The sequence below is a fragment of the Clostridia bacterium genome, assembly GCA_017620395.1.
GTDB lineage: Bacteria > Bacillota > Clostridia > Oscillospirales > RGIG8002 > RGIG8002.
Window position 1 is genome coordinate 64,978 of the sequence record JAFZQJ010000013.1, and the last position, 22,170, is coordinate 87,147.

The following is a 22,170-nucleotide window of genomic DNA, read 5'->3' on the forward strand; positions in this document are numbered from 1 at the left end:
TCCCTTACATTACGAAGATGACGAGTATCGCGACTATCAGCGCGTAGATTATCGCGGTTTCGATGAAGACCAGACCGAGCATCATCGAGGAACGGATGTCCCCGGCGGCTTCGGGCTGACGCGCGGTGCTGTCGACCGACTTCTTGATCGCGATCGCCATACTGACCGCGCCTATTCCCGCGCCGGCGATGATTATCGCGGCGGCGGCTATCGCCTTGACGGCGGTAGAGTCGGACGGCGAAGCGGCGGCGATTTCGACAGCTTCGGCGGCTTCGTTGCCTTCAGCGGCGAGCGCCGGCATGGATACGCACGCGATCAGCGCGCAGAGCGTAAGAACGATTGCGAATACTCTGATAAACTTTTTCATAGCGGTTTTCTCCTTTATGTGAAAGTCGTTTTTATTTTGCCTTTTTGGGTTTCTTTTCCGTGGATTCCTCGTAGAAATGCGAGGTCAGCATCGTCAGGACGTACGCCTGTATGACCGCGTGGAGCAGCGTGAACAGCACGCCGACGATCACGGGGATTACGAAGCTGGTCGCGAAATAGTAATAGACCAGCTCGGTGACTATCGCTCCGCTGAGCAGCGCTCCGAAGAGTCGGAAGCTCATGGAAATCGGCAGCGAAATGTCCTTCAGGGCGCGTCCCGCGCCCTTCGGCCCTGCGGCGAAGAGCCCGCCGAAGAGTATCACCGAATAGGAGAGCACTCCGAGCGAGATCGCGCCGTTGATGTCCGCAAGAGGCGCCGGAAGCGACACCGGCGCGCCCGCGGTCGTCACCGCCTGGAAGCCGAGCAGCTCGAAGAGCGTTCCGAAGAAGATGTACGCCCCCGCGGTGAAGATGTACGCGCTCAGAAAGCGCGTCTTGCGCGTGCCGTTCTCGTGCGCGAGCCCGTCGAAAAGTCCGACTCCCTGCTCGAGCAGGAGCTGCAGCTTTCCGGGCCTGTCCTTGAATCTCGGCACCGCGAATATCCGCAGCAGCAGCGCCGCGAGGAGCAGTACTCCCGTCACGCAGAACGCCGAGATCAGCGCCGGGTTGACCGTTATGCCGAAAAGGTTGATGCGCGCGGATTCGTGAAGCACCGCGTCGCGCATCGTTTCGGTAACGGTCTCGGTCTTCGGCGCTCCCTTCGTCAGAAAGATGCCGGCGAGCAGCAGCGCGACAAGCCCGAGAAAGACCGCAAGGCTTATATTCCGTTGTTTTTTACTCATTCTTCGCTATCATCTCTTTTCCGCGGCGACGTGCGCGCCCACGCGATAACGCCGGACGAGAAGGTCATCCCGTTCCGGCGCTGCAGTCCCAGCGACGCTGTGTTGTCGCAAAAGACCTGCGCGTAGGGCAGTCTGCCCTTTCTGAGTTGATTATTGACCATGAAACGCGACATCTGCTTGGAAAGCCCCATGCCGCGGTATTCTTCAAAAACGTAAAGCATGCCGAGCGAGCCCTCGGAATGCACTCCGGCGTAGGCGGCGAGCTTTCCGTCGAGGTATCCGCAGAAGAAGTCCTCGCGCTCGAAGTCCTTGCGCAGCTCCTCCCTCGGAATCAGCGAATATGTCGCGGCGACGGCGTCGAAGTCCTCCGGCGACGGGCGGCGTATCTCCATCGGACCGCTTTCGTCGAGCGGCGCACCCTCGTAGAAGACCTGAAAGCAGGGGTCGGATACCCACATGCCCTTCGCCTTCGCGTATTCTATCAGCGCTTCGCCGCGCAGGATGACGACGTATTCCGACTCGGGAATGCCGTCGAGCAGACGTTCGCCCGCGGCTTCGTCCTCCGCGCCGAGCATATACATCGCGAAAGCGTTATACCGCGCCAGCACGGCGGTTTCGGAATCGAAGACCACGTGTGCGCGGCCGCCGCCGAGCGCGTCGAGCATATCGGCGTAAAGCGCCTTGTCTTTATTTATCAGCGCCTCACACTTCATAGGCGGCCTCCCGCAGCTTTTCTTTGTCAAAGCCGTGTACCCAGTCAGACTTCAAATAGTATATTATGTAGATGACAGAGCTTATTGCCCAGGTTATCGGGTACGCCCAGTATATCAGGTTTATCGTGCCGAAGAAATGCATCACCGTATAGATGTATATTACGCGGAAGACGCACCACACCGACAGCATCACCGTCATCGGCACGAAGGCCTTGCCCGCGCCGCGGCAGACGGACGCAATCGCGTGCGAAAGCGCGAGCAAACAGTAGAAGAGCGCTTCTATATGCGCCTGCTTCGTGCCGAAGGCGACGACCTGAGCCGTTGTGTCGAACGCCGAGATCAGCGTCGGCGCGAAGATGAAGTATATCGCGCCCACGACCTCCGCCATCGTCACAGCCGAGAGTATGCCGAAACGCGCTCCCTTTTTCGCACGCTCATGCTCACCCGCACCGAGGTTCTGACCGACGAAGGTCGTTATTGCGAAGCAGTTGCTGTTTATCGGCATAAAGGCGAAGCCTTCTATCCGCGCGTGAACTCCGAACGCCGCCATCGCCATCTTGCCGAAGGTGTTTATCTGAGACTGCACGATGACGTTCGCGAGCCCTATGACCGAGTTCTGGATACCGGACGGCACGCCGTATTTCATTATCTTTTTCAGCGACTCGGCGTGGAAGCGTATGCGGCGGAGGTATATCTTCACCGCGCCTCCCCTGCGCATCAGCCGCGCGAAGCAGAGCGCCGCGCTGAGCACCTGCGAAATGACCGTCGCGACCGCCGCCGCCCATACGTTCCAGCGGAAAACGCCGACGAATAGCAGGTCGAGCGCGATATTCAGCAGCGACGAGAATATCAAGTAGTAGAGCGGATGGCGGCTGTCGCCGACGGCGGACATCATCCCGCGGCAGACGTTATACATTACCATACCGAGCGAACCGAGGAAGAAATAGCTGAAGTATTCCACCGCGCGGGGCATGACCTCCGGGTCGACGTTCATCCAGCTCAGCAGCGTGGGCGTAAGGAAGAAGCCGACTACGGTAAGCGTGACTCCGCTGATAAGCCCGATCGCGACGTTCGTATGCGCCGCGCGTGAAACGCCTTCGAGGTCGCCCTCGCCGTAACGGCGGGATATGAGCACGCCCGCGCCCATGAACATACCCTCGAAAAAGCTTATCATGAGGAATATAAGCGAGCCGGCCGAACCGACCGCCGCGAGCGCCTCCGTGCCGAGAAACTGCCCGACGATGAGGCTGTCCGCGGTATTGTAAAGCTGCTGGAAGACCATACTGATGAAGATCGGCAGTGCAAAGCGAATGATATGGGAGTATATACCCCCCTTAGTCATATCAGTTTCGCCCCGCGCAACGCGCCGTGTGTCCATCGGTACCGCCTCTGTATCTGTCGAAAAAATATTATCTGATTTTATCATTATAGCACTTTCAAGAAATATTGCAACAGTTATTTCATTGCGCGGTCGGCATTATCCCGAACCCGCCGAACAAGTCCGTTAAGTCCGCAAATTCCTTGATATGAATTATTGACTTCGCGCGGACAGCTATGTTATAATTGTGTTATAATTAATTAATAAACGGGGGTGATAGAGCAGGAATACGACCGTAACGAATTAAACCGAAACACAAAAATGAGACGGGAGATGATCTCTATGAAAAAAGAGAGACGCATTGCCCGGGCGGTCGCGCTGATAACCGCGATAATAACGGTTTTCGCGCTGACTTCCTGCAAGGTCGCCGGCAATAACGCCGACGAGGGCAGCTCAAGAAGCGATACTTATAACGAATTTGTATCCGAAAGCGAATCCTACAGCCAGGGAAGCAACATAAGGGATATTTCATCAATCGACCTCGGCGAAGTTGAGACGATAGTCGATAAATCCGGCGAGCCGTACGTCACGCCGAATTACAACTACCGCGACAGGACCGTGACATTCCTGAGCCACTGGTACCCCGAGGACTGCCTCCACTTGATAACTTATATGGACAAATACGGCGGACCGCAGATAAAGTTCCTCACCTACAGTTACGGCGACTGCGGAATGAAGCTTCAGGCGATGGTGCTGGCGGAGAACGCGCCCGACGTCTATAAGCTCCGTATCGGCGACCTGACGACGCTGCTTTTCGCGAGCGTATGGTCCGACGTCACCGACAAGTTCGACTGGAACAACCGCAACTGGCGCGACCTGAAACCGTTTATGAAATACTGCACCCTCAACGGAAGAGTCATGGCGGCGCCCGAGGTCAACGCCAATTATATGGTTTGGTTCAACAAAACGATTTTCGAGGAATACGGCGTCGAGGATCCGCTCTCACTCTGGAACAAGGGACAGTGGACAAAGGATAACTTTGACAGGATATGCCGCAAACTCACCATCCGCGAAGGCGGCAATACCACGATTTACGGTTTCGGATTCGATCACCGCTGGTTTTACGATATTCTCGGAATGTACGATACGGACTTCGCGCTCTTCGACGGCAACAAGTACGTCAGCAACACCGACGATTCCAAACTCGCCGACGCTTTCGCGTACATTTCGCAGATGAACAATACAGAGAAGCTGTGGTGCGCCATGAACAAGGCGAACGCATACTTCGCCTCCGGCAAGCTCGCGATGCTCTACTACGGCAACTGGCTCGCGATGAGCGATCCCTACCGCTCGATGGCGGCGCAGGGCAAGATCGACTTCGTGCCCGTGCCCGAAAACACCGCCACCGGCCTCGGCCCGCGGCAGGATTACTACGTCGAGGGACACGCGATCCCCGTCGGCGCCAAACACGTCGACGAGGCGCGGGCGTTTATCGAAATATTCAATTTCTACAAGCAGACGCCGGAGCTCGATATGACCTCCACGCTCGCCGACTGCGAGCTGAACGGACTGACGCTCGAGCAATTCTACCGTATGCGCGCGCCGCGATATTACAAAAACCCCTACACCGCGATAATCCTCACCGACTGGGATCCCGCCTTCGAGGAAGCGATGAAGGGCGAAAGCTGGTATAAAATACGCGCTTCCTACGATCCGAAGCAGCAGCTCGTGCTCGATTCCCTGCCCAGTCTGAACAATTGACGCCTGTTGTTTCAAGCGCCGGAGCGATTCGCCGTTCCGGCGCTTTTTATAATTATGATATAATTTTTATGGAAATAAGTTCTAATTACGAAATCTGAAAAAAATCGACAATTATGCTTGCACTTTTGGAAAACATACCGTATAATATAGACGAGGGAAAACCCGATACCGCGGCCGGAGCCGCGAAAACACGCATCGGAGATGATACTATGAAGAAGAATCTGTTAAGAATCCTCGCGGCCGTGCTCGTGCTCGCAATGGCGTTCACACTGGCCGCCTGTAAGTCGACCGGCGGAGGCGGTTCCGAATCCTCCAGCGCAGGTCCCAACGATGAGCCCGGCGAAAATACCAACGGCAACCGCTTCGTCAGCATCGACCCCACGTCGATAGACCTCGGTTCCGTTCAGGACTTTGTCGACGAGCAAGGCAAGAAGTATGTCACGCCCAAATACAATATGCGCGACAAGACCATCACCTTCCTGAGCCATTGGAATGCCGAGACCCCCGACTCCGTCCATATGCTCGCTTATATGGAAAAGTACGGCGGCCCGAACATCAAGTTCCTCACCTATAACTACGGCGACTGCGGAATGAAGCTTCAGGCGATGGTTCTGGCGGAGAACGCCCCCGACGTCTACAAGCTCCGCATCGGCGACCTGACCAGCCTGCTCTTCGCGAACGTCTGGTCCGACGTCACCGATAAGTTCGACTGGAAGAGCCGCAACTGGAGCGACCTCGAGCAGTATATGCAGTACGTCACCCTCAACGGCAAGATCCTCGCCGCCCCCGAAGTCAACGCCAACTACATGGTATGGTTCAACAAGACCATCTTTGAGGAATACGGCGTTGAAGACCCGCTCTCCCTCTGGAACAAGGGACAGTGGACGAAGGACAACTTCGACAACATCTGCCGCAAGCTCACCATTAAGGAAGGCGGTAACACCAGCATCTACGGCTTCGGCTTCGACCACTGCTGGTACCGCGACATCCTCGCGATGTTCGACACCAACCTCGCCGTCTTCAGAGACAGCAAGTACGTCAGCAACACCGACGATCCCAAGCTCGCGGACGCGATGAGCTACGCGACCAGAATGAACACCGTCGAGAAGGTATGGTGCGACCTGAACAAGGCCAACGCCTACTTCGCCTCCGGCAAGCTCGCGATGCTCTACTACGGCAACTGGCTGACCATGTCCGAGCCTTACAGAACGATGGCCGCAAACGGCAAGATCGACTTCGTGCCGGTCCCCGATAACACCGCCACCGGCCTCGGCCCGAGACAGGACTACTACATCGAAGGTCACGCGATCCCCGTCGGCGCGAAGAACGTCAACGAGGCGAGAGCCTTCATCGAGATCTTCAACTTCTACAAGCAGACTCCGGAACTCGATATGACCTCCACCCTCGCGCAGTGCGAGATCAACGGCTGGACCTACGATCAGTTCATCCGTATGCGCGCCCCGCGTTACTACAAGAACCAGTACACCTGCATCGACCTGGTCCCGCTGGACGATTACTTCTCCATGGCGATGAACGGCGAGAGCTGGTACACGATCAAGGAAAAACTCGATCCGAAGCAGAACCTCGTCATCGACTCCCTCCCGAGCCTCAACGGCTGATAACGCAAACATTTCAAACAACGGCTGTCTCCGGACAGCCGTTGTTTTTTGCCTCCGCGAACCGCCGCGGCGGGCACAGCGGAAGTTAAAGCGTTTTTTCATACCGATAATTACTTTTGTGCGTTAAAGCATTAAAAAATTAAAAGATTTTTTGAATTTTCTATTGACAAACGCTTTACGAGGTAGTATAATCGCCTCATTAAAAAGTACGCCTTCGGTCGTTTGGGAGAAAAATCATGCGTAACGTTTCCGCAAAGTACTGGCGCTATTTCAACTTTACGTTCTACGGCTTTGCCGCCGGAGTGTAAGGTCGATTTGCGGTGCAGTGGTTTTCGGAAACGCGAGAAGTTTTCGTTTATCGGATGCGGCACAGGTTGACCTGTACCGCATCTTTTATTTTGAAGCGAAAGGAGCTGGGCGCGTATGCGGATAATACTCTATTGGCGATGGCGCGTGCGCGCCGTGAATAAAGCTTAGCGTATCCCATTTCCCGCGGCCGCGGGAAAAAACCGATCAAAAAAAACACTATACTTATATTGAAAGGAAGTAAAGACGATGGCAGCCAACAACATCCCTTATAAAATCTATCTTACCGAAGACGAGATGCCGAAGGCATGGTATAACCTCCGCTCCGCGATGAAGAACAAGCCCGCTCCGCTGCTCAATCCCGGCACCCTCGAGCCGATGAAGGCCGAGGAGCTCGAGCCGGTCTTCTGCAAGGAGCTGATAAAGCAGGAGCTCGACAACGACACCGAATACTTCCCCATTCCGGAAGAGATACTCAACTTCTACAAGATGTACCGCCCCTCCCCGCTGGTCAGAGCGTACTGCCTCGAAAAAGAGCTCGGCACCCCCGCGAAGATCTATTATAAGTTCGAGGGCAACAACACCAGCGGCTCGCACAAGCTCAACTCCGCGATCGCGCAGGCGTATTACGCCAAGCAGCAGGGGCTGAAGGGCGTCACCACCGAGACGGGAGCCGGCCAGTGGGGCACGGCGCTCTCGATGGCGTGTTCCTACTTCAAGCTCGACTGCAAGGTATATATGGTCAAGGTCAGCTATGAACAGAAGCCCTTCCGCCGAGAGGTCATGCGCACCTACGGCGCGGACGTAACGCCTTCGCCTTCGATGACCACCAATATCGGCAAGAAGATACTCGCCGAGCATCCCGGCACCACCGGAAGCCTCGGCTGCGCGATCTCCGAAGCCGTCGAAGTCGCGACCTCCACCCCCGGCTACCGCTACGTGCTCGGCAGCGTGCTCAATCAGGTGCTGCTACACCAGAGCGTTATCGGACTCGAGGCGCAGGCGGCGCTCGACAAATACGGCATCAAACCGGATATGGTCATCGGCTGCGCGGGCGGCGGCTCCAACCTCGGCGGACTCATCGCCCCCTTCATGCGCGACAAGATCAACGGCAAGCTCGACTGCCGCATCATCGCCGTCGAGCCGGCGTCCTGCCCGAGCCTCACCCGCGGCAAGTACGCCTACGACTTCTGCGACACCGGCATGGTCTGCCCGCTCGCGAAGATGTACACCCTCGGCAGCGACTTCATTCCCGCGCCGAACCACGCCGGCGGACTCCGCTATCACGGCATGAGCTCCGTGCTCTCCCAGCTCTACGACGACGGGCTGATGGAAGCCGTTTCCGTCCCGCAGGTCAAGGTCTTTGAAGCGGCGGAGCAGTTCGCCCGCATAGAAGGCATCCTCCCCGCTCCCGAAAGCTCCCACGCGATCCGCGTAGCGATCGACGAGGCGCTGAAGTGCAAGGAGACCGGCGAGGAGAAGACCATCGTCTTCGGCCTGACCGGCACCGGCTATTTCGACCTGGTCGCGTACCAGAAGTTCCACGACGGACTTATGGAGGATTACGTCCCCACCGACGAGGAGCTGCAGGTCGCGCTCAATAAGCTCCCCCCTGTCAACAAATAAACGTCCAACAGAAAGGATGACAAAAAATGAGTACCACATCCATCCTGACGCTCGCGCTTATCATAGTCTTTTTTGCGGTGATGATAATCATCGGCGTCAGATCGAAGAAACACGCGTCCGACGTTAACGGATTCGTTCTCGGCTCGCGCTCCGTCGGCCCCTGGCTCAGCGCCTTCGCCTTCGGAACGTCCTACTTCTCCGCCGTCATCTTCGTCGGCTACGCCGGGCAGTTCGGCTACAACTTCGGACTCGCTTCTACGTGGATCGGTCTCGGAAACGCGTTCATCGGCTCGCTGCTCGCGTGGAGCATACTCGGCAGGCGCACGCGCATCATGACGCAGCACCTCTCGAGCAAGACGATGCCCGACTTCTTCGGCTCGCGATTTAACTCGCCGAAGCTGAAAATCGCCGCTTCGGTGATCACCTTCGTGTTTCTGATCCCGTACACCGCGTCGCTGTATAACGGCCTTTCGAGACTGTTCAATATGGCGTTCGGCGGCATACCCTATGCGGTCTGCGTCATAATTATGGCGGTGCTTACGGGAATCTACGTCATCCTCGGCGGATATATGGCGACCGCCCTCAACGATTTCATTCAGGGCATCATAATGCTCGGAGGCATCATCGCGGTCATCGTCGCCGTGCTCAACGGCAACGGCGGTTTCATGGAAGCGACGAAGCAGCTCGCGACCGGCCCCAACGGCGGCTGGGAGTTCGCTTCCTTCCTCGGACCGGACCCCGTGTTCCTTATCTTCGTCGTGCTGCTGACCTCCCTCGGAACCTGGGGACTGCCCCAGATGGTCGGCAAGTTCTACGCGATAAAGAACGAGGACTCCATCAAGAAGGGCACCATCATTTCCACCATCTTCGCGATAGTCGTCGCCGGCGGCTGCTACTTCCTCGGCGGCTTCGCGCGGCTCTATGACGTCGACGTGAAGGCGGAGGGCTTCGACGCGATAATCCCGAAGATGCTCTCCAACCTGCCCGCGATACTCATCGGAGTCGTGATAGTGCTGGTGCTTTCGGCGTCGATGTCCACCCTCTCCTCGCTGGTGCTGACCAGCTCCTCGACGATCACGCTCGACCTGATCGCCCCCGCGAGAAAGAAGGAAATGACCGAGAAGAAGAAGCTGACGATGATGCGTATCTTCATAGTCGTCTTCATCGCGGTCTCCGCGGTTATCGCGATCTATCAGGCGAACAGCAAGAGCCTTTTCATCGCGCAGATGATGGGCGTTTCCTGGGGCGCGCTCGCAGGAGCGTTCCTCGCGCCCTTCCTCTACGGCCTCTACTACAAGAAGACCACTAAAGCCGCCGTCGCCGCCTGCTTCGTATGGGGCGTCGGGCTGGAGGTCGTGCAGTTCCTCATTTCCATCGGGCTTTTCTCCGTCGCGGAGATCCCCGTGCTGAGCTTCGTTTTCAAAAACTCGCTCTACTCGGGCGTTATCGCGATGGTCGGCGGACTGGTCATAGTACCGCTCATCAGCGCGCTGACGAAGCGTTCCGCGCCCGCGGACGTCGAGGACAAGTTCGCCTGCTACAATGACAGCAAAACCGTCGGCATCACCGACAACCTCGGACGCTGACGCACATGACACACATAAAGGGAGCAAACCTATGTCAAACTATTATCAGAAGGAGATAGAAACCGCCTCACGGGACGAGATAATCCGCATACAGAACGAGAAGCTCGTCAAGCAGGTGAAGCGCGTTTACGAAAACGTCCCCTATTACCGCGATCTAATGGATAAAAAAGGCGTCAAGCCGGAGGATATAAAGAGCATCGACGATATCAAGAAGCTGCCCTTCCTCTCGAAAGCGGACCTCCGCGACGCCTACCCCTACGGACTGCTCGGCACCGACATCAAGAACTGCGTCCGCATCCAGTCCACCTCCGGCACGACCGGCAGACGCGTCGTGGCGTTCTACACGCAGCACGATATCGACCTCTGGGAAGAGTGCTGCGCACGCGCCATCGTCGCCGCCGGCGGCACTAACGAGGACGTCTGCCAGGTATGCTACGGCTACGGTCTCTTCACCGGCGGACCCGGACTCAACGGCGGTTCGCACAAGGTCGGCTGCCTGACGCTGCCGATGTCCTCCGGAAACACCGACAGACAGATCCAGTTCATGATGGATCTCGGCGCGACCATCCTCTGCTGCACCCCCTCCTACGCCGCCTATATCGGCGAAACGCTGAAGGAGAAGGGCTACAAGCCCACCGACAACAAGCTGAAGGCGGGCATATTCGGCGCGGAGCCGTGGACGGAGGAGATGCGCCGCAGCATCCAGGAATCCCTCGGCATCAAGGCCTACGACATCTACGGTCTGACCGAAACGAGCGGCCCCGGCGTCGCCTTCGAATGCGAGGAACAGCACGGAATGCACATCAACGAGGACCACTTCTACGCCGAGATAATCGACCCCGACACCGGCGAAGTGCTTCCCGAGGGCTCCAAGGGCGAGCTGGTCTTCACCTCGCTCGATAAGGAAGGCTTCCCGCTGCTCCGCTACCGCACCCGCGACATATGCGTGCTTTCACGCGAGAAGTGCTCCTGCGGCAGAACTCACGTCAGAATGAGCAAGCCGATGGGACGCAGCGACGATATGATGATCATCCGCGGCGTCAACGTCTTCCCGAGCCAGATCGAGACCGTTCTGCTCAAGGAGGGCTACGACCCGAACTACCAGATCGTCGTCGACAGAGAGCGCAACAACGACACCCTCGACGTCTACGTCGAGCTGAATCCCGATCAGTTCTCCGACAAGATCGCGGACATCCAGAACAGAGAAAAATCCCTTGAAGGCGCGATGCGCGCGATGCTCGGCATCGGCGCGAAAATGCACCTCGTTCCGCCCAAGTCCATCGCCAGAAGCGAGGGCAAGGCGGTCAGAGTCATCGACAAGCGCAAGCTGCACGATTAGAAAGGAGAGAGACTCATGGCGATCACACAGTTATCCGTTTTCCTCGAAAACAAACCCGGCAAGCTCTCCGAAACAGTCCGTAAGATTTCCGCCGCCGGCATCAACATCCGCGCGATGAGCATCGCGGACACCAAGGACTTCGGCATCCTTCGCCTCATCGTTTCGGACGCCGCCGAGACGAAGCGCATCGTCAGCGAGCACGCCATCGTCACCGAGACGGAGGTCATCGCCGTCCGCATGGACGACCAGGCGGGCGCGCTCTCCGGAGTGCTCGACGCGCTCGAGGAAGCGCAGATCAACGTCGAATACCTCTACGCCTTCACCGGCACGAAGAGCGACAGCGCCTACGTCGTGCTCCGCGTCGACAGCACCGCCGCCGCGGAGAAACTGCTCGACGAGCGCGGCTTCGCCACCCTCTCGGACGCAGAACTCAAAGCGCTGCTTTGAGGCGAAACGTTGAAATCCCCGACGGCAAGTGGAATAACGCAATAAAAGAGGACGCACATACGTGCGTCCTCTTTTTCGCGCAAAAATCTTTCGCCTGCCGTTTGAAATATTAAACGCGCTTCAATTTTATTTCAATCTTCACGCATATAATCAAGACGTCAGATCAAGAAAGGAGCGATATATATGAAAAAGATACTTGCGATTATTCTCTCGATACTGCTCGTCGCGGCGCTTGCGGCCTGCGGCAGCGCGGCGAACACGGCGGAAACGGCTTCGACCGCGTCCTCCGGCCGCGGCGGTCCCGGCGGAACGCCTCCGGACACTCCCGGCGGCGGGCCCGGAGGTCACGGAGGAAGCAGCTCCGTGACCTACTCCGCCGCGACGGAAATTACCTCCGCGGCGACGGAAAGCGGCAAGACCTACGCCTCCTCGACCGCGGATGAGAGCGCGCTGATGATAAGCACCTCCGACGCGGTAACGATCAGCGGCGCAACGGTCACAAAGACCGGCGACTCCGACGGAGGCGACAACTGCAACTTCTACGGGCAGAACGCGGCCGTGCTCGTCAAGGACGGCGCGACGGCGACCGTCACCGGCGCGACAATCTCCTCCGACGCCGACGGCGCCAACGGCGTTTTCTCCTACGGCGGCAACGGCGGACAGAACGGCGCCTCCGGCGACGGAACGACCGTCATAATCAAGGATTCGGTTATCACCACGACCGGCGACGGCTCCGGCGGCATAATGACCACCGGCGGCGGCGTTACCGAGGCGTATGACCTCACCGTCACCACGAGCGGGCGCTCCTCGGCCGCCATACGCAGCGACAGAGGCGGCGGGACCGTCACCGTCGACGGCGGGACCTACACCACCAACGGGCTCGGCTCCCCCGCGATATACTCCACCGCGGATATCACGGTCTCGAACGCGACGCTGATCTCCAACCTTTCCGAAGGCGTCTGCATAGAAGGTCTGAATTCCATAACCCTGAACGACTGCGACCTGACCGCGAACAACACCGAATGCAACGGCAACGCGACCTTCCACGACAGCATAATGATCTATCAGTCGATGAGCGGCGACGCGGCGAGCGGCACGTCCTCCTTCACGATGACGGGCGGCAGCCTGACGAGCAGAAGCGGACACGTCTTCCACGTCACCAACACGAGCTGCGTGATAACCCTCTCCGGAGTGGAGATAATCAACGAGGACGGCGAAAACGTGCTCATCTCCGTATGCGACGACGGCTGGAGCGGCGGGAGCAACACCGCCGTGCTGAACGCCTCCGCGCAGACGCTCGGCGGCGCGGTGCTCGTCGGCGACAACTCCTCGCTGACGCTGACTCTTTCCGACGGCTCGGTCTTTACCGGCTTCATCGGCGGAAGCATCACGAACGCGAAGGGCGATACCGTCTCCACCGAGACCGGCAGCGTCTCCGTGACGCTCGACGGCGCGAGCGTCTGGACGCTCACCGCGGACAGCTACGTGACCTCGTTCACAGGCAGCGCCGCGAATCTCAACCTCAACGGATACACCCTCTACATCAACGGAACGCCCTACGCGGGATAAACCGAAAACAATATAAAGAAAAGGACGGGATCGCTCCCGTCCTTTTTTGCGTTTTTCCGCGCCTATTTCTCCAGCTTGAAGCCGGTGCAGGCGAAAAGCGCGACGTCGCGCCCCGTTTCGTCGGTCACGCGTATGTCGTAAACGCAGGTCGTCCTGCCGCTTTTGACGCATTGCGAGCGCGCGATGAGCCGCTTCCCCTTCGGCTGCGCGGTGAAGTTGACGTTCACCGTCAGCGCGACGGTCGGCTGATGGTCGTTATTCGACGAAACGGCGAAGGCGAAGTCGCCGAGCGTGAAGATCACGCCGCCCATCGTTCCGCCGTAGGCGTTGCGGTGCGCCTCCGTCAGCTCCATCGAGCAAACGCAGCCGCCGTCGAAAAGCTCGTCTATACGCATGCCGTTATCCGTTGCGAAGCGATCGTTTTTGAAAAACTCACGCGCTTCGTCCGTGCTTTTGAAAGTTCCCATAGCAGTCCCTCCGGATGAAATATGCGGATATTATAACACATAACGCGCGGCGGCGCCGCGTTTTCACAAACATTTCATCTTCTGAACGACGAAAACAGCGCCAGCGACGCCAGCAGCGCGAGCGCGCACGCCGACTGCACGGGCACGAACGCGCCGCCGAGCTTCTCCTGAAGCGCGAGCGCGGCGAAGACTCCGGCGAAGCCGATTGCGCCGAGCAGCGCGATGAGCGTCAGGCGCGTGTTCGATTCCGCGGAGTGCGACTCCTCGCGGGTCGTTCTCCTGCGCTGCCTGCGCGGCTTGTTTTTCGGCGTGCCGTAGCCGTAGGTGCCGTATTTATCCTTGCGGTAGAAATTGTTGTTATTGTTCGCCATCACCGCGCGCCCCCTTTCGAGATGAGCAGCGCAAGCACCGCCGCCTGCAGCAGAAGCGCAAAGGTTATCACGAGCGTAAAGTAGTTCTTCTTCGTCTTGTGGCGGAAGACCACCCTGCCGAAGAACGCGCCGACCGCGCCGCCGTAGACCGCGAGCGCGAGCAGGACGCGTTCGCTGATGCGGTCGCCCTCCTGCATCGCCTTCGCCTTGTCCACGCCGTAGGCAACGAAGGCGACGAGCGAAGCCGCGCCGAGTATGCAGGCGTATATCCACAAAACCGTTTTCATATTATCACCCTTTTTGTTTTTTCTTATCCGACGTCCTCGACGAGCGAGGACCATTCCTCCATAAGCGGCGCTTCCTTCGCCTCGAGCTCTTCTTTTTCGGCGGTCAGCTCCGCGACCTTTTCGTAGTCGGAGAAAACCTCCGCGTCTTCGGCGAGTATGCGGGATATTTCCGCCGTTCGCGCGTTGATGACGGCGATCTTTTCCTCAAGGACGCCGATGCGGTGGAGCTTGCGGTCGCGCTCCTTCAGCGGCGAAACGTACTTTTTCTTCGCCGCGGGCTTCTTTTCGCCGGAGGCGGCTTCCTCGTCAGCTTCGCGCGGGCGGAGCTTCTCGTATTCGGAGTAGCCGCAGTCGTAAAGCTTCAGCCCGCCGTTCTCGAAGACGGCGAGGCGGTTGCAGACGCGGTTGATGAAGTATCTGTCGTGCGAGACGGCGATCACGGTGCCGGTATAGTCCGCGAGCAGCTTTTCGAGCGCGTCGCGCCCCGGCATATCCATATGGTTGGTCGGCTCGTCGAGCAGAAGTATATTAGGCCTGCGGCGGAATATTTTGCAGAGCGCGAGGCGCACCTTTTCGCCGCCGGAAAGCTCGCCGACGGTCTTGAAAACGTCCTCGCCGCTGAACAGGAACGCGCCGAGAGCGGTGCGCGCTTCGCCCGTCGTCATATTCGGAAAGTCCTTCTGAAAATCCTCCAGCACCGTAAGCGGCGAGAAGTTCTGCGTCATCGTCTGGTCGAAGTAGCCGACGTTCGCGTGCAGTCCGAAGCGGCTTTCGCCCGAAAGCGCGGGTATCTTTTTCATCAGCGTTTTCACGAGAGTCGACTTGCCGCAGCCGTTATCGCCGATGATGCCGAGCTTTTCGCCGCGCTTGACGACGGTGTCCAGCTCGCCGAGCGGAAAACCGTAGCCGAAGCGCAGATGCTCGCAGACGAGGGCGTTCTCCACCGTTTCGCGCTCCGGCGCGAACGCTCCGCGGAAGACGGATTCGTCAGCGGCGCGCGGCGCGGAGGTGTCTCCGATCCGCTCGATCTGTTTGAGCTTCGCCTGCGCCATCTTCGCCTTGTTTGCTTTATAGCGGAAGCGCTCGACAAGCGCGGAGAGGCGTTCGACCTCCTTTTTGCGCATCAGCGCGTCCTTCAGCTCGCGCTCGTAGTTCTCCTTTTTCTGCGCCGCGAAGGCGGTGTAGTTGCCGGAGTAGCGGCGCGTTTCGCCGTATTCGATCTCATAGACGACGTTCACGATCTTGTCGAGGAACATTCGGTCGTGCGAGACTATGACTATCGAGCCGCGGTATTTCACGAGATAATCCTCGAGCCATTCGACCGCGGAAAGGTCGAGGTGGTTCGTCGGCTCGTCGAGCAGAAGCACCTGCGGCTTGGAAAGCAGTAGCACCAGCAGCGCGAGCTTCGTGCGCTGGCCGCCGGAGAACTCCCGCAGCGGGCGGGAAAGATCCGACTCCGCGAAGCCGAACCTCTTCAGCGCCGTGCGGTATTCCTTCTTATAGGTGTAGCCGCCGAGGTCTTCGAAGCGCTCCTGAAGGCGCGAATACTCGCGGGCGTTCTCCTCGCTGCCGTCGCGCTCGACCGCTTCGAGCGCGGCAGCCATGGCTCGCTCCGTTTCGATAAGCCCGGAATACGCGGTCAGCAGCTCCTCCTCAAGCGTTCTTTCGTCGCCCGCTTCAAACGTCTGCTTCAGGCAGCCGACGACGGGGGCTCCGGTCTTGTGGAAACCGAAGTCCGATTCGCCCGTTCCTTTTATCATATCGACCTCGCCGGTCAGCGCACGGAGCAGAGTCGTTTTGCCGCATCCGTTGCGCCCGACGACCGCGATCTTTTCGTTTTCGCGGACGGCGAAGTTTATTTCGGTAAGCACCGGCTCGCCGTCGTATTCGACGCTGCCGTTGTTGATTACAATCTGCATTTTTGCTCCTCGGCGATCGATTAAAGATATCTTTCAAGGCGCCTGCGCGCCTCTTTTTCGTCCTTTATGCAGCGCTCCTCGATGCTGCCCACGAAGGCGGCGAACGCCTCGCGCAGGTAGGCGTGAGTGACAAGAAAGCTGATGCGCGGCTCTTTCAGACGGCTTACCGCGATTGAGCTCTCGGTGACGGAGATCTGCACGTTTTCAAACACCGCCTCCGGCAGAATGAAGAAACGGAAGTTCGGATAGTTATCCATAAGCGAGAGCACGCCGCGTATCTGCTCGGCGTATTCCTCCGGCGTGTAATATACCCTTACGCCCGGCAGGTCGACGGCGACTTTGCCGGCGGCGATGGTCTCCTTGTCGGCGAGAACTCCGCAAAGGTGCATATAGCCGCCGCTGAGATTTTTCTCAAGCACGCTGCGGCGCGCGTTCAGCACCGCGAACATCTGCCTGCTCTCCTCCTCGGACGCGCCGGAGCGGGCGAGCATACGGCGCAGCGTTTCTTCCGGCATAACGCTTACCGGCAGACCTACGCCGACGACGCTCAAAGCGCTTCCGCTCATAGCCGCGATACGCTCCGCCGAGTCGGAACCGTAGACCTTGACGAGCGGCTTCGACGTAGCGAGCATCGCGTCGAACCCGGTTTTGTGCGCCTCGAGTATCTTCGAGTCCGTGTCGTATCTGTAAATCCCGTGCAGCTCCTCGCCGCCGACGACTCCGCCGCCCTCCACGCAGGCGTAACCCGGGCAGAGGAAAAGCGTATATGAGAATCGCGACTGATTCTGCCGCCTGAAATAATACGACGTTATGCCGCCGGACATATAAAGCGGCAGCCAGTTATATATCGCGCTGAACATCTCGCCCGAAGCGCGGTCGACGTTGTGGATCACCGTGATCTTTGTGCCGTTGCTCAGGCATCCGAGCAGCAGTGAAAACAGACGCGCGTTGAACTCCGCGTCGCCGTTCATCCAGTCGAGGTTCTGATCGGAGTAGAGGCAGAGCTCCTTCATCCGCTCGCGCATCGCGCCGGAAAGGAAGCGCAGCACCGCGCTGCGGAGTCCGTCTACGCCGTAATATATGCGCTCGCCGGTATGAAGCACGCTCCGCTCCGCAAGCTCCTCGGGAGGCAGAAGCGGCGTGCTCATGCGCGGCGCGAAGCTCTCCAGATTCTCGAGCAGCTTCTCCACCGCCGGGACGTTCAAATCCCTTCCGGTGTCGAAAAGCCATTCGCGCAGGAGGAAAAAGGCTTCCTCCTCGTCCTCCGGCTTGCCCTCGGGCGCCTCCGCGAGCGCGGCGAATTCGGCGAGTCTGTTCTGCTCCGTCAGGCGCTTGAGCAGTACGGTGCAGATATCGTCCACCATCTGCGGATTCGACTCAGGCGAGCGCTGCCCGTTGCGGAAGCGGCTGATATAAGAGGCGTCGAGGTTAAGCAAGTGGCCGAAGCGGACGTTTGAAAGCTCGGCAAGCTCCATAACGGCGTTCAATCTGCCGCCGAGCTGAGCGAAAGGCGCAAGCCTTTTTTCCTTTCGCGGCTTCGCGGAGATCGTGTTCACTCCGTCGTACAGCCAGTCGGTCAGCCGCTGACGCATATACGCGTCGGACTCCTCGGGCTCGCATCCGATCAGGACGCGGAGCGCGGGAGCGCTGCCTTTTTCGGACGCGAAAGCGCACAAACCTTCGACGAGGCGGCGCGAAGACGCCGCGCCCTTCTTCGGCACGCGCACCCCTTTGCACATGCGGCTGATATTTGATCTGTCGCAGCCGACGCTGCGCGCTATGTCCGAAGGCGACGCGCCGACTGTTTCAAACGCCGTATTCAGTCTTTCGGCAAACATCTTCCCCGCCTCCCTTCGTTAAAAAGATAATAACACAATCCGAGGAAAATTGCAAGACCGTGTTGACATATATTTTGTCAATGACAATTCAATGTCAACCCTTGCAAAAGGTGAAAAGCTTTGATATATTATAGGTGTCGGCAGGGTGAACGCCCTGCAGCCAGATCTTTGCCTGGAGCCGGGTTCGATTTTGTGTTGATCTTTCCACTTGCCAATCGGGGTTCAATGCATGGCGCGCCGGCTTTACGGCAAACTGCAAAAAAGCACTTCCGGTAACGGAAGTGCTTGTTTTTTTGTTGCCGGCGATTATCCGGCGGATGAGCCGTCCGCTTTTTCGCCGGACGCGGCGTCCGGCGCTCCGGTCTCTTCGGCGCGGGCGCGTAAGGCGGCGAGCTCCTCGGCCTTCTCGCGGTTCAGTCTTCTCACCCTGCTGATAAATACGATGCAGACGGCGGAGGCGAAAATTATCGCGATATGCCCTATAAGCGCCTCCTGCGAGTAGCTGACGAAGTTGTTGCCTTCGGAAAGCGTATACGCGGAGCAGACGGCGGTCACTACCGCGCAGACTACGCCGGAAAAGCTGCCGAAAAGCGACGTCATCGCGGCGACTCCCGCGAGCGGAAGCACGTTCAGCGCCGGCTGCTTCGTCAGCACGGCGGGCACCGAAAGCGCGGCGACCGTTATAAGCGATATTGCCGCGTGAACGAGCTTTTCACCGACGGTCTCGGCGTTATTCGTTTTCTTATCGTGTTTATCCATAAGAGTTCTCCTATAGGATCGTTATTACCGTTTGCGGCGGCGGGAAATCACTCTGCGAATCTGCAGTCGCCTCCGCCTTCGCGCTTGACCTGGTAAAGCGCGTTATCGGCACGCTTGAAGACGGTCCTTATCGAAACGTCATCTCCGCCGAAGGCGACGCCTACGCTGACAGAAGCCGCAATCTCCGGATCCTCCGGCTTTGCGAGCTCGGCGTTGACGCTGTTGATCTTTTTCTTGATAAGGTCGGTGAATTCCTCCGTTACGTTCGTCATAAGCACGACGAATTCGTCGCCGCCAATACGGCTTATATAATCGTCGGAGCGGAAGTGGTTTTTCAGCGTTTCCGAAACCTTGACGAGCACCCTGTCGCCGACGTCGTGGCCGTGAGTGTCGTTGAAGCCCTTGAAGTGGTCTATGTCGATAATGATCATCGCGTAATCGTTCGCGCACACGACGTTGCACACCTGCTCGTAGCCCGCGCGGTTATACGCGCCGGTCAGCTCGTCGTGAGTAGCCTGATACGCAAGACGCGCGGTCTTCTCTTTGTTGCTGCCGTAGATACGGTTATACGTTTTCGCGAGGAAGCGGTATTCGTACGCACCCGTCACGTCGAGCGGCTGGTCGTCGCGTATGCGCGGTATAGCGCGGAGCAGAGGGCCGGTAACGAGCACCGCGGTAAGCACGACCATTACAAGCACGATGAGAATGAGCGCGAATATGTACACCTGCTGGAGCGCGAGTCTGCCGCGCATATGATCGGCAGCGTCGACCTCCTTCGCGCGCGTATCGGTCTCGATGTAGTCAAGGCACTCGTCGAGCTTCGCCATTATCGCTTCCTTCTGGCGAAGGTATTCGGTATCGAACACTATCTCGCGCGCTTTCTTCATCATTTCTTCCGGAGTGAGCCGCATCTCGTCCTGCGGAACCATATTGCCGGTGGATTTAAGCTCGGGGAAATCGTCCAGCTTATAGTCGCTGTCTGCGGCTATCGTAAGAAGCATCGCGTGGTATTCGCTCTCCATGAGGCGATCGGACGCCTCCTTCGACGCCCTCAGCGACTGCGCCGCCGAAGTTTCGGAAAGATGCTGCTCTATCGTTTCAAGCGCGTTGTCCCTGCGCTTCGTAACGTTCGCTTCGTTGAAGTAGTTATCGCAATACTTACGGTCGCCCGTCACGACGAAGGCGCGTACCTGTTCGGTAAGGTAATCGGAACCGACGCGCATTCCCGTGGCCGCCTTCTCGAGATCGATATAATCGTCCGTCGCCTTGCGCATGGCGTTATAGCCGCTCATCGTCAGATAGACCGAGACGAGCAGCAGTACGGAAAAAAGTATGGCAAGGCCGACCGTAACGTAATTCAGTTTTCTCTGCGAAACGCCTCTGTTGCGCAGGTTTGAAATAAACTTCATATCGTCAACCCTCTCGGAATAATACTCTCTGTTTCTGATAAAAACCCATTTTCCTACATAATTAATTTATTCTATCATACGGGGATTAAAAATGCAAGCACTATTTTTGTGAAATAAAAAACACAGGCGTCGCGTGGACGCCTGTGTCTATACGGCTGCGTTCCGGATTACTCGCTGACGATCTCCGCGTCGGGAGCGTTTTTGCCGATGCTGGCGATGCCGTTCAGGCAGCTCGCCTTGGCCTTGTAGCCTTCGCCGGTGGCGATGATCTCGCCGTTGGCGGCCTTCAGGCGGAAGCGGAACTCGCCCTTCTTATCGGTGTAGACTTCGTACTTCGGGTTCTTGAGGACCTCGAAGTTCTCGACGGTCTGATCCTCGACGTGAGCGCCCGCGTTCTTCTTGACGCTGGCGATGCCGTTCTTGCAGGTCGATTCGGCGGAGTAAACCTCCGAGACGGCGATGACTTCGCCGTTGCCGGCCTTGAGGTTGAATACGAATCCGGTCTTGGTCTGCTTAATAACGAATTTTCCCATGATAAACTCCCTTTCTTTTTATTACGCGGGCATTTCCGCGAATTAAGGGTTGAAACCCTTCCCTCTTACGTTCATTTTATCGCATTTGTGCTCATTTGTCAAGATTTATGTTCATTTACCGAACCGTTACTTGCGAAGCTCGGCGATGAGATCGTAGGCGAACTTCAGCTCCTCGAAGGTGCAGTGCTCCTGCACGAAATGCGTGGTGCAGCAGACCCAGCGCTTGCCCTTCAGCAGCGAGAAGACGCGGCGGATGTCGCTCTCCAGCTTCCCGTAGTTGCCGAAGCCGAGCGCGGTCTGGACGCAGACGCCGCCCATGATCGCGAATTTGTCGCTGTACTTCTCGAGCCAGAGGTCGTAGCTCATGCCCGCCGCTTCCTGCCACGGATGCACGAGGTTATAGCCGAGCTCGATGACTCCGTCGAGCGCGGGGATTATGTTGCCGTCGGAGTGTAAGCTCAGGAACTTGCCGTGCTTGCGGACCGCGTCGCCGATGACCTTATGCCCGGGCATTATCATTTCGCGGAACATCGTCGGGCTGAAGAGCAGAGTGTTCTGCGAGCCCCAGTCGTCGGAAACGTGGATCATATCCATGCCGAGCTCGCAGACGTTCTCCGCGAACTGCGCGTTCCACTTCGCCTGCCGCTTGTAAAGCTCCATCATCTCGTCGGGATAGAGCGCCATGTAGAGCAGGTGGTTTTCTATCGCAAGCGGGTCGCTCAGGCACTCAAAGATGCCGGGAGTCTGCATATAGCAGAAACGCTCGCGCTGACCGCGGTAATACTCAAGCTCCTTGCGGATGCCGTCGTAGTCCTCCATCCTGTCGACCGGCTGAAGAGGCATATCCAGCAGCATCTGCGGCGTGATGGTTATCCCCTCTTTTTTCATGCCGACTATCTTGTGGTAGTCGAAGGGATACGGACCGCCGAAGATGTGCGCCATATCGAATTCGTATTCGTCCTCGAATTTTTTGTAGTCTCCCCACTGCGAATGCTCCCAGTCGAGATTCCAGGCGATCCAGCCGTAAACGGGCGTTCTGCCGGGGTTGTTTCCGCGGATCGTTTCCGCGACGAGCTCGTAAGATTTCATAGTCAA

20 protein-coding genes are annotated in these 22,170 nt (G+C 57.9%); 7 read left to right on the top strand and 13 right to left on the bottom strand.

The genetic code is table 11. The features are described from left to right. Positions 1 to 4: 4 nt before the first annotated feature. The 4 genes from J5441_02360 to J5441_02375 all read right to left on the bottom strand — a co-directional run bounded on the left by J5441_02360 (position 5) and on the right by J5441_02375 (position 3,299). Positions 5 to 301 carry an ATP synthase F0 subunit C gene (locus tag J5441_02360; GenBank protein ID MBO4933997.1) on the bottom strand — a complete coding sequence of 99 codons (297 nt, stop codon included), beginning with the start codon at positions 299 to 301 and terminating at the stop codon, positions 5 to 7. Between the two features lie 97 nt (positions 302 to 398). Then, positions 399 to 1,208: a F0F1 ATP synthase subunit A gene (locus tag J5441_02365; GenBank protein ID MBO4933998.1), complete on the bottom strand. Its 810-nt coding sequence runs from the start codon at positions 1,206 to 1,208 to the stop codon at positions 399 to 401. Further along, positions 1,205 to 1,921 (bottom strand): GNAT family N-acetyltransferase, encoded by a 717-nt coding sequence (locus tag J5441_02370; protein MBO4933999.1) that lies wholly within the window; start codon positions 1,919 to 1,921, stop codon positions 1,205 to 1,207. The genes J5441_02365 and J5441_02370 overlap by 4 nt, the downstream gene beginning before the upstream one ends. Beyond that, a complete protein-coding gene (locus J5441_02375; protein MBO4934000.1) occupies positions 1,911 to 3,299 on the bottom strand; it encodes an MATE family efflux transporter in 1,389 nt (462 codons plus the stop codon). Before J5441_02375 ends, J5441_02370 begins: the two co-directional genes overlap by 11 nt. Before the next feature lie 282 nt (positions 3,300 to 3,581). Between J5441_02375 and J5441_02380 the strand changes: the two genes are divergently transcribed. The 7 genes from J5441_02380 to J5441_02410 all read left to right on the top strand — a co-directional run bounded on the left by J5441_02380 (position 3,582) and on the right by J5441_02410 (position 13,492). Further along, positions 3,582 to 5,000 (top strand): extracellular solute-binding protein, encoded by a 1,419-nt coding sequence (locus J5441_02380; GenBank protein ID MBO4934001.1) that lies wholly within the window; start codon positions 3,582 to 3,584, stop codon positions 4,998 to 5,000. Positions 5,001 to 5,209: 209 nt separating this feature from the next. Continuing rightward, complete coding sequence (locus J5441_02385) at positions 5,210 to 6,619, top strand: extracellular solute-binding protein (GenBank protein ID MBO4934002.1); 1,410 nt, start codon at positions 5,210 to 5,212, stop codon at positions 6,617 to 6,619. Between the two features lie 555 nt (positions 6,620 to 7,174). Then, positions 7,175 to 8,551, top strand: a complete 1,377-nt coding sequence (locus J5441_02390) for a TrpB-like pyridoxal phosphate-dependent enzyme (GenBank protein MBO4934003.1) — start codon at positions 7,175 to 7,177, stop codon at positions 8,549 to 8,551. Positions 8,552 to 8,577: 26 nt separating this feature from the next. Then, positions 8,578 to 10,137 carry a sodium:solute symporter gene (locus J5441_02395; protein MBO4934004.1) on the top strand — a complete coding sequence of 520 codons (1,560 nt, stop codon included), beginning with the start codon at positions 8,578 to 8,580 and terminating at the stop codon, positions 10,135 to 10,137. A gap of 31 nt (positions 10,138 to 10,168) precedes the next feature. Next, the gene (locus J5441_02400) at positions 10,169 to 11,476 is read left to right on the top strand and encodes a phenylacetate--CoA ligase (GenBank protein MBO4934005.1); all 1,308 of its coding nucleotides are present in this window, start codon (positions 10,169 to 10,171) and stop codon (positions 11,474 to 11,476) included. A 15-nt stretch (positions 11,477 to 11,491) separates the two neighbouring features. After that, entirely contained in the window at positions 11,492 to 11,923 is a 432-nt protein-coding gene (locus tag J5441_02405) for a hypothetical protein (protein MBO4934006.1), read from the top strand. A 183-nt stretch (positions 11,924 to 12,106) separates the two neighbouring features. Further along, entirely contained in the window at positions 12,107 to 13,492 is a 1,386-nt protein-coding gene (locus J5441_02410) for a hypothetical protein (protein MBO4934007.1), read from the top strand. Positions 13,493 to 13,554: 62 nt separating this feature from the next. On the opposite strand, the gene J5441_02415 is transcribed toward J5441_02410, so the two are convergent. The 9 genes from J5441_02415 to J5441_02455 form a co-directional block, all read right to left on the bottom strand. Beyond that, positions 13,555 to 13,959, bottom strand: coding sequence for a PaaI family thioesterase (locus tag J5441_02415; GenBank protein MBO4934008.1), 405 nt, complete (start codon positions 13,957 to 13,959; stop codon positions 13,555 to 13,557). 74 nt (positions 13,960 to 14,033) lie between these two features. Continuing rightward, positions 14,034 to 14,330 carry a hypothetical protein gene (locus J5441_02420; GenBank protein ID MBO4934009.1) on the bottom strand — a complete coding sequence of 99 codons (297 nt, stop codon included), beginning with the start codon at positions 14,328 to 14,330 and terminating at the stop codon, positions 14,034 to 14,036. After that, positions 14,330 to 14,617, bottom strand: coding sequence for a DUF1294 domain-containing protein (locus J5441_02425; GenBank protein MBO4934010.1), 288 nt, complete (start codon positions 14,615 to 14,617; stop codon positions 14,330 to 14,332). The genes J5441_02420 and J5441_02425 overlap by 1 nt, the downstream gene beginning before the upstream one ends. Before the next feature lie 23 nt (positions 14,618 to 14,640). Further along, a complete protein-coding gene (locus tag J5441_02430) occupies positions 14,641 to 16,536 on the bottom strand; it encodes an ABC-F family ATP-binding cassette domain-containing protein (protein MBO4934011.1) in 1,896 nt (631 codons plus the stop codon). 20 nt (positions 16,537 to 16,556) lie between these two features. Then, a complete protein-coding gene (locus J5441_02435) occupies positions 16,557 to 18,374 on the bottom strand; it encodes a hypothetical protein (GenBank protein MBO4934012.1) in 1,818 nt (605 codons plus the stop codon). A 306-nt stretch (positions 18,375 to 18,680) separates the two neighbouring features. Then, positions 18,681 to 19,133, bottom strand: a complete 453-nt coding sequence (locus J5441_02440; GenBank protein ID MBO4934013.1) for a hypothetical protein — start codon at positions 19,131 to 19,133, stop codon at positions 18,681 to 18,683. A 47-nt stretch (positions 19,134 to 19,180) separates the two neighbouring features. Beyond that, positions 19,181 to 20,542: a GGDEF domain-containing protein gene (locus J5441_02445; protein ID MBO4934014.1), complete on the bottom strand. Its 1,362-nt coding sequence runs from the start codon at positions 20,540 to 20,542 to the stop codon at positions 19,181 to 19,183. 167 nt (positions 20,543 to 20,709) lie between these two features. Then, entirely contained in the window at positions 20,710 to 21,075 is a 366-nt protein-coding gene (locus tag J5441_02450; GenBank protein ID MBO4934015.1) for a YegP family protein, read from the bottom strand. 126 nt (positions 21,076 to 21,201) lie between these two features. Then, complete coding sequence (locus tag J5441_02455; protein ID MBO4934016.1) at positions 21,202 to 22,164, bottom strand: hypothetical protein; 963 nt, start codon at positions 22,162 to 22,164, stop codon at positions 21,202 to 21,204. Positions 22,165 to 22,170: the final 6 nt, after the last annotated feature.